We start from the raw sequence: 15349 nt of genomic DNA, 5'->3' as shown, positions 1-15349 counted from the left end.
TTATCAGTAGTAAATATGTCAGCTACACCTGATAACCAACAACAAATAAATGCAACTCCCAGACAGGAGACAATTACGGGTGTAGTGGAACGTCTGACTTTCTATAGCCAAGAGTCGGGTTATACTGTAGCGCGATTGCAACGACCCAGAACTAGAAATTTAACGACTATAGTAGGAAGCTTTGCTAATATTCAACCTGGACAAACGCTACAATTAACCGGGTTTTGGCGCGAACATCCCCAGTATGGTCCACAGTTTCAAGTTAACAGTTACAAAGAAAGTAAACCCTCAACTCTCACGGGAATAGAAAAATATTTAGGTAGTGGTCTGATAAAAGGTGTTGGTCCGGTAACTGCAAAACGTATTGTTACCCATTTTGGGCTAGAAACTCTGGATATTATTGAACATCACATTGAACGCCTAAGCGAAGTTAATGGCATTGCGAAAAAGCGTATCACCATGATTCAGAAAGCATGGGAGACACAAAAAGCCATCAAAGAAGTGATGATATTTTTGCAAAGCCACGGTGTTTCTACTACTTATGCTGTAAAAATTTATAAAAAGTACAGCGATACAGCCATTGCGATTGTAACTAACAACCCCTATCAACTAGCAAGTGATATCTACGGTATTGGCTTTCTTACTGCTGATAAGATTGCCCGTAATTTGGGTGTAGCTCCCGATTCTGAATTTCGTTATCGTGCAGGAATGACTCACGTACTTAGCGAAGCTGCAGAAGATGGACATTGCTATCTACCACAACCTGAATTGATCCAAAATGTTTCTCAATTGCTCAAAACTGAATCACATCAACCACAGGAATCTACCATTACTCAAATCATTCAAGATATGAGTAAATTAGATGAACTGATTCGAGAACGAGCACCAGACCAAGAGCTACTATGTTATAAACCAACCTTCTTCCACACAGAACAAAATTTAGCTACTATCATCCAGCATCGTTTGAATCATCAGGTGAATAGGGATATGCCTAGAGTCCAAAATTGGATTGCCCGATTTACCTCATCCCGTAAAATCCAACTTTCTCCACAGCAACAACAAGCTGTAGAAACAGCGGCTTACTCTAAATTTATGATACTTACAGGTGGGCCCGGTTGCGGGAAAACTTTTTGTACCCGAACCATTGTTGAGTTGTGGAAGGCAATGGGTAAATCCATTGCTTTGGCTGCGCCAACTGGCAGGGCTGCACAAAGATTAGGTGAGATGACAGGACTGGAAGCATTAACCATTCATCGCCTCTTAGAATTTGATCCAAAAACCATGGGTTTTAAGCGAGATAAGGATAATCCACTACCACAAAAAGCAGTGATAGTAGATGAGGCCAGTATGTTGGATTTATTTTTGGCACATTCCTTAATCAAAGCTTTAGCACCAGACTCTCAACTTTTGATGGTAGGGGACAGCGACCAACTCGAACCAGTGGGACCAGGAAGAGTACTTTGTGATTTGATAAATTCAGGTATTGTACCAATCGTGCGTTTGAATCAAGTATTCCGCCAAGCTGCAACCAGTGCAATTGTAAGTGCTGCCCACCAAATCAATCGCGGTTATTTCCCCACAATTGAACCAATTTCTGATATTCCAGAAACTGACTGTTTGTGGCATGGTGGTGGACATCAACCAGAACATGGTGTACAAGCTATTAGTGAATTGATTAATGATTTTATTCCAGAGCGTGGTTTTAATCCCAGTACAGATGTCCAAGTTTTATGTCCCATGTCACGGGGTCTTGTAGGTACTCGTAATCTTAATAATGTTTTGCAGGAGCTAATTAATCCACCTCATCCAGAAAAAGTGGAAGTAAGTAGAGGCGGGAATATTTTCAGGGTGGGTGACAGAATTATTCAGCTTACCAATGACTACCAGCGAGAAGTATTTAATGGGGATGTGGGATTTATCAATACCATCGACACTGAAGAACAAGAATTGGTTGTTCACTACCAAGGAAGGGATGTTATTTATGACTTTGCTGATTTGAATGAGATAACTCTAGCCTGGGCTGTCACAGTACATAAAAGTCAAGGTTCCGAGTATCCCGTTGTTCTGTTCCCAATGTACACAACTCACTTTGTCATGCTGTCACGGAACTTGCTTTATACTGGGTTGACTCGTGCTAAAAAATTAGCAATTATCATTGGTTCTAAAAAAGCTATTGGTATGGCTGTACGTTCTGTAAACCAAAAACCACGTTACACTCAATTGCAACAACGATTAATTAAAGCATCAACAGAGCAATTTTCTTATAAAACATAAATGAGTAAAACACGTATTATTACACTATTCAACCAAAGTGGAGGGGTAGGCAAAACTACCCTTACTCAAAATCTTGGATATCACCTCGCACTCAAGAAACGCCGAGTTCTGCTAGTTGACATGGATCCACAAGCTAGCCTTACCAATTTCTTAGGAATAGATCCCGAAACACAAGAAAAAACCATCTATAACGCGATTATTGACGAAGAACCACTATTTATTCTTCCCGAAACAATTCACTCTATGCAGCTTGCACCCACTAATATAAACCTTAGTGCAGCTGAATTACTTTTACCTGCCGCGACTGCCAGGGAATATCGCTTAGCTGAAGCCCTTGCACCTATCCAAAATAATTATGATTTTATCTTAATTGACTCTCCACCATCACTGGGAGTTTTGAGTATCCTTAGCTTAACTGCTGCAACTCACTTGGTTGTACCTATCCAATGTCAGTTCAAATCTTTCCTTGGTACTGACCTGCTCCTCAATACTGTTGCTCGTGTGAAGAAAAAACTTAATAAAAATCTGCAAATTGCTGGCTTTATTCCTACCATGCTAGATGCTCGCACAGCACAAGAAAGTCGTACATTGGATGCAATAAAGGAACAACTTTCAAAAATTGCAACAATATATCCTGCTATTCGGAAATCTATCGCTTTTGCAGATGCATCCGAGCGCAGAATTCCACTTGCGATATATGATAAAAAACACCCAATTGTAAAAGAAATGAAAAAAATTGCTACAGAATTAGACAAACTTGAGATAAAATCGTGAGCAAAAAAAATCTAGCATATAATACAAAGCTCAAACATGTCGAACCCCTTGATTTAATGTTTGGTGCTGAAGATTCTGATTTTTCTGAACAAAACTCAGTTGAGCAAACCAATAAAATCATTTCTGCTGAGCAAATAAAGTTAGACCCCAATCAATCCCGGCGGTATTTTGATCCAAAAAAACTTGAAGAACTTTCTCAATCAATCAAGGAAGTCGGTATACTTCAACCTTTGGTTGTCCGTCAGTTAAATGATGGCTACTATGAACTTATTGCTGGAGAACGTCGCTTCAAAGCAGCAGAAATTGCAGAAATTTCTGAATTACCATGTGTCATCAAGGAAATTGATGAAAATACTCTCAAAAAAGTAAGGTTAATTGAAAATCTTCAGCGCGAAGATTTGAATGCCTATGAGGAAACTATCGGAATTTTGGAATTACTAGCACTGCAGCTAAAAATGACTAAAACCCAGGTAGTTAGCCTACTTCATCGTATAGAAAAAGCTAATCGCCAAAAAGCGGATAACGTTATCCGCTCGAAAAAAAACAACCAAACAGATAATCTTATACCCACAGAAAATATTGAACTAATAAACAGTATTTTTGCTTACATTGGCAGGCTTTCTCCTGAATCTTTTCGAGTAAATCGCCTACCTCTGTTGAATCTTCCCCAGGAGATCCAAGAAGCATTAGCATCTGGAAAAATAGAATATACTAAAGCACGAGCAATTGCAAAACTTAAAATTGAAGATGAGCGCAAACAATTGCTCATTGAAGCAATTGAGAATAACTTATCTTTAAATGATATTCAACAACGAGTAAAAGATATCCTGGCACAAAATAAGGGTATTACTACACCATCCCTTAAAGAAGAATACAAGAAATTAAGTAAACAACTGGGTTATTCTAAAGTTTGGAATAATCCCAAAAAGAAGAAAACCCTAGAAAAACTCCTCAATCAAATTAGAACACTTTTAGACCAAGAACAAAACTAGTAAAAAATTAAAGGTAATATTCACCGATAATCAAAGCAAGGAAGCCCCCGCTTTCTAGCAGCCGTGGGGTAGCTTACATATACGCCGTTATCCCAGTTATCAATGTTCTTCGTCGTCTTCGTCTTCATCATCCCAACCTGGATATTGTGAAGGTGAAGAACCGTGACTCACTAAAATTGTTGGTTGATCTATTTCTGAATGTTCTTCAGATATGTCTAATAGAAGATGGGCGCTTGGACGCGCCTTGCGGTGTTTGTAAGCACTAAATATATATAATTAATGAAGACATGACTACGCGCACAAGTTGTATGACTCTAACACAGGAACAATTTGACAACTTGGTAAAGCAACTAGAAGTCTATGCTTACCGACAACCAGAAGACTTTAGAAAACGTGTTTTTTTGCTGGTGATAATGGGCTATGGGTATATATTAATAGTTCTATCGTTTCTTTTATGGGTGATCGTAACTATCTGTAGTGCAAACTATCGCTCTCTATGGATGGGATCTGCTTTGGTAATAGCTCTGATATTGTTGGGAATTGTTGTGCGATCCTTGTGGGTACAAATTCCAAAACCTAAAGGAAAGAGGTTGCGACGCAAGGAAGTACCATGTCTGTTCAAGTTGGTAGATGAACTTTCTATTATTCTCAAAACTCCAAAGTTTCATAATATTTTACTGACAAACGAGTTAAATGCTGCGGTTTTACAGAGACCGCGCTTGGGTATCTTTGGTTGGTTTGAGAATTATCTGCTTGTGGGTTTACCTTTGATGCAAGCGCTAACTTTAGAACAATTCCATGCAATTATAGCCCATGAATTCGGTCATTTATCTGCAAAGCATAGCCGTTTTGCAGGTTGGATTTATCGAACTCGTCAAGCTTGGGTTAAATTATTGCAAGGCTTGCATAAACACTATGAAAACTCGAAATCTGGATCGGGTATCTGGTATATCGATCTTTTAATGCTTGTTGCAAACGGATTAGGATTCCTGGTTTTCGGTTGGTTTTTCAAGTGGTTTGTTTCCAAATTCACTGCTTATTCTTTTGTCCTAGCAAGCACTAATGAGTATGAAGCAGATAAATGCTCTGCAAATTTGGTGGGAGGGGAACATTTTGCACAAGGGCTAATCAGCATTGCTGTCAAACACAGGTATATAAATAGAACTTTTTGGCGTGAAATATATCAACAGGCAGATCGCAATTCAAAACCTCCTGATGCTATACCTCTAATGTTTCAAGCCTTACAAACCGAAATCCCTTCTGATAAAAAAGAAAGATGGTTAAAAGCCGCATTGACAGAGAAAACTGATACCAGTGACACTCATCCTTGTTTATCCGAGCGTCTAAGCGCTTTAGGATATCTTGCTAATGCTTTCAAGCTTTCACAAAAGTTAGTAATTACTAAGTCTGCTGCGAAGGAACTGTTCAGCGAAGATTTTCTGAAAAAAATCACAATGCAAACAAATGAAGAGTGGCTGCAAACCAATATGGGATTTTGGCAAGTTCGTAATAGCTATCTTCAAGATATAACTCCCAAGCTATTGGAGTTGGAAGAAAAAGCCAAAACTCGAAAGCTAACTTTTGATGAAAAATGGAATATCTGTAGATGGACAAAGGAAATCAAAGGAGGTGATGCAGCCATTCCTTTGCTACAAAATTTACTTATCGAGAAGTCCTATTATGCTCCAGCAAATCATCTACTAGGTAAAATTTTACTGGAGAAACAAGATGCTACAGGAATTCGCTACATTGATAGTGCTGTGAGTTGTAATGTAGAACTAACTGTTTCGGCTTATCAGTTAGTTTGTGACTTTTTGTATTACGAGCAGGGAAACACAGAAAGAATAAGATATTACCAAAATAAAATTGAGCAATATTATTACAGACAATATTTTCGTTCCTTGGACTAGACCCCGTTTGCCACAGGTGTTTAGAGAAGACCAAAAAATAAATTATCCCGTGGAATTACTCTCATAAATTGCCCATCGTCCCAAAGGGGCGATCCGGCGTAGCCGCCCCGCAGGGTCGCTAACTAACAAAGGCAAGCACGCGCCGTAGGCGAAGGCAATTTATGGAACGTGCTGCGTCCCCACTATCCTACAAAATTATTTCTAAAACCTAAAACGCGTCGTAGCCGCCGAACGTGGCGCAGGCGCGCATTGAAATTGGGGCAGGATTTATACATTAAGATTAATCTTGACTAGTTATAGATACTAATAAATAAGCCTGCCCATTTTTATAGGAAACGTCGTTTACTAAAGATACGTTATATACAAGCAAAATTAGTTGCTCATAAAAGACTTTTAAAAGATTTTATACAAATATCAATTAACACAGAAGTACTACCCCACCCATTAGAGCTAGTGTATTATTTTATTGTCTCACCACTACATGGGAATCACTACCGTTTTTTCAATATAACTTTAATACCTTTTTCAGGTCGTAAAGTGATAGAAGGTTGAGGGATAATTGGATCGTTTGATAACAAATTTAGTTCAAATTTTTGTGCGATCGCTGCTAATAATAATACAGCTTCTAATAGAGCAAATCCTTTACCAATACAAACTCTTTGGCCATCTCCAAAAGGGAAATAAACTCCTTTAGGAAGCTGTGTTTCCAAGTCTTTAGCCCAGCGTTGGGGGTTAAACATCTCTGGGTTTGGAAAATAATCGGAATTTCTGTGCATTACCCACTGACTCATTATTAGTATACAGCCAGCAGGAATTTTATAACCTCCGAGTTCGCAGTCTTGACTTACCTGACGAGATAACTCCCTTACTGCTGGATAAAGTCGCATCGACTCTTTGATTACCATTTTGGTATACTTCAAACGAGAATAGTCAGCAAAAGTAGGCTTTTTATTACTTAAAACTTCTTCTAATTCTTGTTGCAATTTTGCTCTTACTTGTGGATTACGTGATAAAAGCATCAAAGTCCAACACAAAGTATTTGCAGTAGTTTCATGTCCTGCCAGTATCATTGTAGCTGCTTCATCTCGTAGTTGTTGCTCGCTCATTTTACCGCCATTCTCGTCTTCAGCGTTTGCCAAAAGTGACAGCAAATCTCCTGAATTGTCTGGATTTTTGCGTTTTTGTTTGATGCTTTCATATATGGCTCGATCTATCTGTGCGATCGCTGACAAGTTCCTTAAAAGTTAGCCTAAGAATCAAGGGTATGGTGCTTAGGAGTCTTGCGAAACACTACCCTGATGAAAATACTGCAAATACTGATTTTTACTTATACTGCTATGGTTATTTCTTACTTTTTTCTTAAGAGAATATCATAGCCAAAGTATTGAAAGTTACTATAAGTGAGATGCTCCAACTAATCGCATTTTTTACTACTAAGTCAATAAGAAGGGGTAGTATGATTTTGAGATTTATGTGGATAAATGAGTAAGGGTTTCTCGTACAAAATTGCTCTCTGCCTAAATGCTGCTTTCTTGAGTCTATTACTATCTTCATTAGTCAGTAGTAATGCTTGGGCACAGAAGTGTACGCCAAAATATGTTGATGCAAAAATTAAGCTGTTAAAGGATGATGAAACGCATAAAAATGATAGTAATGCATTGGTAAAGTGTGGGGAAAGTGCGATTGAACCCCTAACAGAAGCTCTGAGTGATAATGAGTCTGCAATTCGCGCCTATGCGGCTTCTATTATGGGGAAAATGGGTGCAGATGCCCAAGACGGGGTTCCTGGGCTGTTAGAAGCCTTGGAAGATGATGATAAAAAAGTTCGTAGCAAGGCGGCTTTTGCTTTGTATAAGATTACTAAGGGAGTGGTAAAGGAGACGGATAACCTCACAGAATCAGAATTTGAGACGGTTCGAAGACTGGAAGAGCTAAAGGAGAATTTGAATAAGGCTATTACTGCTTTAAAAAAAGATAAGCGGCAGTTTAAAAATAAAAAAATATACCTACGCAAACTATCTCGGGTCGATCGTAAGCTGCAAAAGAAGCTAACCCAACTAAGAAAGCAAACTTTTTACCAAATGGCTAAGTGGGTTAAGGATAATCCTTGGTTTTGGTTAGCTGTGGGGTATTTGGTTGGTTATCTTGTTATATTTATTATCTATCCTATTTGGTTGTTAAAGCTGGATGAATTGATTAAGCCGGCAACGTTTACGATTCCAGTTGTAAAATTGCCTATGTCACTGCGGTATGTACTACTCCTTAAGTATCATCCCAGGGTATTAGATGCTTGGGTAAATGAGCGAATTCAGACAGCCAAGGAACAATTTGAGAGTAGGGATACGGTTAAGAAGCACGAAATCCATGTTGCTGAACCAATTCTTTTGAATGACCAGAAAGTGGATATCCCAGATTTTAACGCCAAAGTTCTGAAAGATACTTTCTCTAAATCTCAGGTACGGGTAGTGATTTGGGGGGAAGGTGGTTCAGGGAAAACCAGTCTGGCTTGTCAAATCGCTAAATGGGCGATAGAGGACATGGGCGAAGCGACCATACAAGAGAAAACTGATAAACCCTGTGGGCATCTACGTTCGCTGAAGAAAACGCCCCTTAGCAATCGCCTTCGTCAGCATCCTATGCTACCAATTTTGATTGAGGATGAGTTAGATCAACCCTTATTGGAAACCATTGGTGGGTTATTGAAGGAGTTAACCCAGGAAGGTAAAGCGATTCCAGAGGAATTATTAAAGCAATTACTCAGACAGCAGCGGATTTTACTGATTGTCGATCATCTCTCAGAAATGGGAGAAGAAACCCGCAAAAAAATTCAGCCAGACAATCAAGATTTTCCCGCTAATGCCTTAATTGTTACTTCTCGCCTCAAGGATATTTTGGGTTCAGAAGTCACTCCCACCTTTATAGAACCATTTCGGATTTCTGTGGGTAATCTGGCTTCCTTCCTTAACCGCTATTTGGAAAAAAAAAGCAAAGCAGATCTCTTTGACGGACTGGATTATTCCGAAGCTTATCGCCGCTTAGAGGGGATGGCAAGTGTTAGGCAAGTTGAAATCAAAACATCCAGCAAACAAGGTCTTTCCATCCTGCTGGTAAAACTCTACGCCGAACAAATGATTACTGCTAAAGAAAGCATATCTACGGATGAATTACCAGATAATGTGCCCGACTTAATGCTGCAATACTTAAATGAACTGAATAAATTAACCGAAACGGAACTAAGTCATCAAAAGGTGCATGAAATTGCTCAAATTGTCGCTTGGAAATGCATCCAGCCTACCTTTAAACCTGAGTCTGCCGATTGCAAGCAAGTATTAACAGCCTTGGAGTCTCTAGAATCAGAAGCAGAAACAGCAGCAGAAAAAGCTCAACAGCACCTTAAATATCTAGAATCACGACTCTACCTGGTGCGGAAGAAGAAACCAGACTTGCAAACCCTGCGTTTTACCCTCGACCCCTTAGCCGAATATTTGGCAGGATTGCACTTGGTTCAACAGTATAGGAATGATGAGGATGCTTGGAGAAAAATTTTAGCTCAAGCCCAGCATAAACCAGGATTTCCAGAAGAAATCAAAGGCTTTTTGTTGGCACTGCACGACTGCTGCGAGGTGAAGGGGAAAAGGGCTGATGTTCCTGAATTTGTTGTGGAGGAACTGGGCAAAAAGGCAGGTTTAGATCCCGATTCAGTGCAGCAATTTCAACGTCAACGGCGAGTGCGGATGCTGATTCAGGAACTTTCCGCACCAGAGACAGAGTACCGCGCCCGTGCTGCTGAAGACTTGGGTAATATGGGCAATAAGGCTAATAAAGCCATTCCTCGCCTGCGCAGAATTCTAGAAAATGACAGCGAAGTTGCAAAAACTCGTAGAGAAGCCGCCAAAGCCCTAAAGCAGCTTGGAGAAGACATTCCCATACTAATTGCAGAAATCAAGGGCGGTGTAGAGTCCATTCACCTTGCTGAACATCCGCCCACAGTAGACATAGGTTTGGGCAATAGTGTCATCTTGGAAATGGTAGAAATTCCAGGCGGCACATTTCTGATGGGCGCACCCCCCCAAGAGGAAGGATCGAGTGAAGGAGCACCAGTCAACGGTGGTGCATGGTTTAACAACAATAATTATCTTTCTCAAAAGCAGGGCAGAGCTGTACTGCGGGGTGGTTCGTGGATTTACTATCCTAACGAATGTCGTTGTGCGTACCGCCTCAACTTCGAGGGGGCAGAGCGCAGCGTCATCTCCCTCAACCACGGTTTTCGGGTAGTGTGCGGTGTTGCGCCAATGAGTTTTAATTAGCAGTTTATACCATTACTACATTTAAGTAGTGCCTAAACGAATATTTCCACACTACTTGTATTTTATATTTTTATGAAAACCAGCATATTTACATACAAATTGGCTTACAGATAAACCAGATAATTGAATTTTTGGTACAAGCTTGCCATTTTCTGGAAGAGTTGTTTGAATTCACAAAAAATTCCATAACAAATTTACCTTCCCCCAACAAGAAGAAAAGTCAACATCTTAAAAACGTGTTTTGGAAGACGCGCGGCATGCGCCACGAATGGTGGTCGTAAATTCCCGTAATCAGAGAACTAACTCACCCCAAATCCAAGATTACGATTCTGGTTTGCAATTTTGGTTAACTCCCTAACCTTTGCACGAGCATTTTCGTCCAGTAACCTAGCTGCAGATTTCAGCGCTGCCACCGGCGCAAAGCCCCTTATAGCGTTAACATCTTGGGGTGTCTCGCAGTCGCAAAGCCCCTCAGCAAGCCAGTTCTGGTTCTCTGGAGTAAACCAGGTATTGTCCGCACGCTGAGCGTGTACGGCACGCGCCGCTTTGCGGCATACAGTAGATTGGTTGTTATTATTATTACAATTCAGTTCTAAGGGGGTGACTTGTCTTTCTTCTTCTATATAATTAACAGGTAACTCACCCCCGTAGATGGAGTTTGCATTATTTGATACTGTCTCTTGATAGATAATCGGTTGTTCTAATACTGCTGGATGCTCTATATCCCCTTGTATGTCTTGCTTACGCTGTTCTTCTTCTGTTTGAGCTAACTCAGTAAGGGAAATCTTTTCTGCTTTGGAGATCGCATTCTCAGCTCTTACCTTGTAGCAGTTGTCGATATCCTGGATGAAATCTTGGAAATCTTCAGGGACAGCGATCGCATAAGAATTCTCATATTTACCTTTCTTGGACTTGGCTTCTAATCCAAAGAATCCTAGGAACCTATCAGCCATTACTTTGACATATTTGGTGTTTGCAAGCTTTCCATTTTCGTTACGAGTTTGTTTTGCTCTGGAGATTTCAATTAAATTGAACCAAGATTGTTCTTTATAATAGCGATCTACGAATGCTTGAGTACTGGAAGCTGTAAATGTCTGCCCATCAATCAATTCTTTGATTCCAAATTCCCGTAATGCTTCGAGTTTTGTGGATTTGTTACTCCATACTTCCATTGGGTTAAAGCCTTCCTCGAAGGAGTGCTTATTATTATTGATAAACTCAGCTTTTGCCAGTTCCTCATCTTGGAGTTGGTGAAGTCGCCAGCGGCCTTCAAGAAAATGTGGATTTTTCACTGATATCTGGTAGATGAACTCGGGACTCCAGGAAGTGGTATGCTCAATTCCAGGAAGACGATGCATTAAAAATGCTTTCTCAACCTGGCATTGAACATCATAGCTCTGGTCAGTTTGACTTAATATTTGCGCCGTATCAATGTCGATGCTGATTGAACCATGAACTTTGGTGGCGTGGCGCATGCCAATCACTTCTTTGGTTTCCTTGAATTCCCCTTCTGTTTGGGCGTTGATTTCAACGATTAAATCATGGATGATATTACCTTGTTGCAATAAGGCGGTCTTAAGAGTCAGCTTTAGATTCTGGTGTTCATAAACCAACTGTTTACTGTCCTGCAGACTTTGAATGAACCAGGGGTCATTGAGGGCATTTTCTGCAAACTCGTATAGTGCCAATTTTGCAAATTCAGTTTCGCTTAATCCAGGTTCTACTTTAGTGCCTTGAGCAATTGACCATAATATTTTGTCCAGTAAAACTTGGTTGAGTTTATGTATTCCGTGGGGACAGATGTTTTCGGTAAAGTTCACAAATTCTGGGCATGCGACGAAAATCGGAACTTTAGTATCTCTCAGTCTTGCAGACATCTGAGTGAGTGTGTTCACTCCAACAGTGCCGCGAATATCAAACAATACCGCATCAAAGTAACCGAATAGTGCGATCGACAATCCTGACTCCCCAGATGGACTAAGGCTGGCAGAGTCTAATTGTTCTGTGACGATGAAATTTTGTGGATCTTCCTGGAACAACTTGGCTAATTCATCACTGGAAGTTTTGCGGTCTAGTCTAAAATGTTTGTGCCCTTCTTTTACGAAGAGCTCGTTAGCAGTTTCGCAAGAACGTTGAGAATCTGACAACCACAGGACTCGCTTGTGTTGTCTTGCGATCTGTACTAGATGTTCTGGTAAATGGTTAGAGCCACGGCTATAATCTTTTTTACTTTTAGTTTCAACAAAGTGGAATGTGCGAGGTGAAACTTCGTGGATAGAGTCCAATACTAGAATTCTTTTTTCTGGAAATAGCTTTCTGATGAATTCCACCTCCTTGTCTGAGAGGTTCGCGTCCATCATGATTGAGAATGCTGAATTCTCAATTGTCTCTGTTACCCATGCGATCGCACTTTGTTGTCTCTTTTTCAAAGTGCCACCACTTTTAAGGTGGTTGAGTACCGAAACAATCTCATCGAGAGCGGTAAAGTACTTACCAACATGCCCGATCAGGGCATTAAACTTGTGGAAACTATCCGCGCAACCAGCCCAAAGTTTGGTGAGGGAATCTTCCCCTGTCAGGTTGATTCTGATTTTGCTGTTAAATCCTTTGATGACTTGCTCAAATTCTTTGGCCGCCTTGATATGGGCGGCTGATAATCCTTCTTCGTTGGATCTTTTGATCGTATTATTGAGCAATGTGTTGCGATAGCCGATCAATAGGGTGATTGCAGCTTGGGTTAAAAGAAAGTTGATTAAACCTTGTGTCTTACCACCACCAAGTCCTTTCCGAATCAACAAGATGTCGCATTGTTTCTCAATATCTTTGGGAATCGTCAGCCATCTTTCATACTGTACAATATCCGCAGTTAGTGTTATTCGGTCTTTCGCCCACTTCTCATAGCCTTGGGGGTCTTCAAATGCGGTTTGATATTTATTGTAGAAAGACTCCAGTTGCAAATGACGAATAACTCCCAGTTCTGGTAATTCGTCTATATCTCCACAGTTTTTACAAATCTGGTTCCACTCCGCAACTATTATTGGGTTGTAACCTTCTCCGTCTTTGACTACGTTTTCCAGTATTTCGGCTAAGTTCTTCAGATTGCGCTTAACGTGCGAGTTTAATGCGAAACCTGCATCTGGTACAATCTCAAGATCCAAAGAAAAGCCATTAGCTTTTACATCATCCAATGCTTGAGCTAATGACTTGTCCTCAAACGCAACATTATCTAATTCATCGCACAATTTGTGCTTGAGTTGGGAATTATCATCTGCCAGGTCTATTTCTTGAAGTTTTGTATCCCTAATTTCTTCAGTATCTTTTTTACTGTCTGTTTCTGATGCCAAGCCAAGTTCTAGGCTTTTATGTAATTGGGTTTTCAGCCAGTTACCTTGGTAGTCTTTAACTGAACTAAAGTTTGTGACAACTTCCTTGAGGGCAGATTTAATCTTTGCTAGAGCATCCAGCAGAGTCTCTGGAGAGCTTCCATGCAGCCCTCCAGCTGCTCCTATCGCAACAGCACCCAATCTCTCTGCAGCCAAATAAGGTTTGTGACCAGTACCTTCAGGGAACACAATCTTAAAAGTTTTGAGGGAACTGGGAATATAGATCGCCAGTGGTAACTCTCCAAATTCTTTTGTTTGAAGAACTGCCGTTTGAGGAGTGGATACCCAACGGTAGCGCCCACTATCATCAAGCAGTTTATGAAACCTTAGTTGTAGCGCCACTATGTAGCCATCAGCATTGCGTACTGGGATGATGGTTCCTGCACCACCCACGAACAACATCTTTTGATTCCAACTGATTCCTGGGAGATTTTTTGGGTATTTTCTTTTTAAGGCTTGGTTCCTTTTGATTGATTTGAAGCCACATTTCTCAATCTGTTCTTCAGTGAAACCACGTCGCTTCAAGTCTTCGAGAGATTCGGAATCTAGAATTAGTTCCTTCAGGATCTTTTGGTAGTATTCATGCCGCTCTTCTGCTGGTAGAGATGGTGCGACTTCCACTGTAAATGATTTCTTCGCTTCTTCCTGCCTTTTTTTGGCTGCAATCTTCGCTAGCAGTTGCTCATGCTGTAGTCGCCTGGTTTCTCGCTCTCTGTCCGAGCCAAAGCGGTTTTTATCTCGCCGTGCGAATGCTAGACCATGTCCCCTCCGGGTTCTGTCCACGCATTTCCACTCTCCGATTGTGTCTCCATACCGTAGATCTACGTTTCCGCAGTATCTGAAGTCTGGATTTGCGTCTGATTTCCTGCATTTTGAAGAGTGTTTTTGGCAAATTGGACACACTTCGCCCTTCTTGTAGGGCTTGAACTTGCCTCTGACGTAGTTGCTGAACTGGTTGAAGTTGAAGAAATTTACCATTTCTCACCTCCAACAATGTTAATTTTTGTGCAGAGTATTGCTAATTCTGGGACAGAGTATGCTTTACTTTCAACCTGACTATTCTTCTCATTTTTAGGGAAATCAACTTCCCCATTCATTTTATATTTCGAGATCGCCCTCGCTTTCTCGGAATCCCCTACTAATATATTTGGTACTTTAGATCCCAGCCCAACGGTTGGGGTTTTTTCGTTTTTGATTGTCGTTTGCGGTGATTTCATCGTTTCCTCCGGTTTTGTTGATTCGGAGTTATCCGCAACGGCTCAAGAATAAATCAGTGATGATATGCAGTACTTATATTGATTAAAGCTGTAATTTTTACATCTAAGTTGCTTAATCTTGCAATTTTTTTCACCAAAGTTGTCTTTTATTCTCAAGAATTGTTACATTCGAATTGCTTTTTTGTAATTTGTGGTTTTCCCTTTCGGGTCACACGTGAATTTGGGATCTTCCTTTTACAGGAATGATTTTCATGAATGTAGCAATGTGTTGAGCCGGAAGGATAACCCATTTCCTTCTCAGAAATTCCAGCTTTTATTTCGTTTCAAAATTTCTAAGTTTTTCAGTGTTCGTGGCTACGCCGCACGTTTTCCAAAGGCAAGAATCCTGAAGCTGTCTGCCTGACCCGGTTTTCAGCAGGGTATACAACACTGTCACTTTCGTGTTAGCATAAGACACGAAAGCATTCGTCCCGCGTGAGGCACAAAAATTTG

8 protein-coding genes are annotated in these 15349 nt (G+C 40.5%); 5 read left to right on the top strand and 3 right to left on the bottom strand.

Features of this window, described 5'->3' with window-relative positions; genetic code table 11:
* Nucleotides 1-15 precede the first annotated feature (15 nt).
* The 4 genes from recD2 (at nucleotide 16) to BC008_RS36465 (ending at nucleotide 5950) form a co-directional block, all read left to right on the top strand.
* Nucleotides 16-2274, top strand: coding sequence for an SF1B family DNA helicase RecD2 (gene recD2 / locus BC008_RS36480; protein WP_027841230.1), 2259 nt, complete (start codon nucleotides 16-18; stop codon nucleotides 2272-2274).
* A complete protein-coding gene (locus BC008_RS36475; RefSeq protein ID WP_027841231.1) occupies nucleotides 2275-3048 on the top strand; it encodes a ParA family protein in 774 nt (257 codons plus the stop codon). It begins immediately after the preceding gene.
* Nucleotides 3045-4040, top strand: a complete 996-nt coding sequence (locus tag BC008_RS36470; RefSeq protein ID WP_235595996.1) for a ParB/RepB/Spo0J family partition protein — start codon at nucleotides 3045-3047, stop codon at nucleotides 4038-4040. The genes BC008_RS36475 and BC008_RS36470 overlap by 4 nt, the downstream gene beginning before the upstream one ends.
* A gap of 308 nt (nucleotides 4041-4348) precedes the next feature.
* Nucleotides 4349-5950 carry a M48 family metallopeptidase gene (locus tag BC008_RS36465; protein ID WP_058184402.1) on the top strand — a complete coding sequence of 534 codons (1602 nt, stop codon included), beginning with the start codon at nucleotides 4349-4351 and terminating at the stop codon, nucleotides 5948-5950.
* Nucleotides 5951-6441: 491 nt separating this feature from the next.
* Here the strand turns inward: BC008_RS36465 and BC008_RS36460 are convergent, their stop codons facing one another.
* A complete protein-coding gene (locus tag BC008_RS36460) occupies nucleotides 6442-7182 on the bottom strand; it encodes a cytochrome P450 (RefSeq protein WP_058184401.1) in 741 nt (246 codons plus the stop codon).
* Nucleotides 7183-7431: 249 nt separating this feature from the next.
* Between BC008_RS36460 and BC008_RS36455 the strand changes: the two genes are divergently transcribed.
* Nucleotides 7432-10257 (top strand): HEAT repeat domain-containing protein, encoded by a 2826-nt coding sequence (locus BC008_RS36455; protein WP_027841233.1) that lies wholly within the window; start codon nucleotides 7432-7434, stop codon nucleotides 10255-10257.
* Nucleotides 10258-10556: 299 nt separating this feature from the next.
* Here the strand turns inward: BC008_RS36455 and BC008_RS36450 are convergent, their stop codons facing one another.
* Both BC008_RS36450 and BC008_RS36445 read right to left on the bottom strand, forming a co-directional pair.
* Nucleotides 10557-14423, bottom strand: coding sequence for a hypothetical protein (locus tag BC008_RS36450; RefSeq protein WP_058184399.1), 3867 nt, complete (start codon nucleotides 14421-14423; stop codon nucleotides 10557-10559).
* 188 nt (nucleotides 14424-14611) lie between these two features.
* Nucleotides 14612-14857, bottom strand: a complete 246-nt coding sequence (locus BC008_RS36445; RefSeq protein WP_027841235.1) for a hypothetical protein — start codon at nucleotides 14855-14857, stop codon at nucleotides 14612-14614.
* Between the last annotated feature and the right edge of the window lie 492 nt (nucleotides 14858-15349).

The sequence above is a fragment of the Mastigocoleus testarum BC008 genome, from assembly GCF_001456025.1.
Classification (GTDB): domain Bacteria; phylum Cyanobacteriota; class Cyanobacteriia; order Cyanobacteriales; family Nostocaceae; genus Mastigocoleus; species Mastigocoleus testarum.
Note: the sequence above shows the minus strand (reverse complement) of the source record. Positions and strands in the feature narration are given on the sequence as shown.

What these genes read in the sequence shown, in the direction of transcription:
- BC008_RS36465 (WP_058184402.1), top strand. Translation starts at nt 4,349, where the DNA reads ATGACTCTAACACAGGAACAATTTGACAACTTGGTAAAGCAACTAGAA.
- recD2 (WP_027841230.1), top strand. Translation starts at nt 16, where the DNA reads ATGTCAGCTACACCTGATAACCAACAACAAATAAATGCAACTCCCAGA.
- BC008_RS36455 (WP_027841233.1), top strand. Translation starts at nt 7,432, where the DNA reads ATGAGTAAGGGTTTCTCGTACAAAATTGCTCTCTGCCTAAATGCTGCT.
- BC008_RS36475 (WP_027841231.1), top strand. Translation starts at nt 2,275, where the DNA reads ATGAGTAAAACACGTATTATTACACTATTCAACCAAAGTGGAGGGGTA.
- BC008_RS36445 (WP_027841235.1), bottom strand. Translation starts at nt 14,857, where the DNA reads ATGAAATCACCGCAAACGACAATCAAAAACGAAAAAACCCCAACCGTT.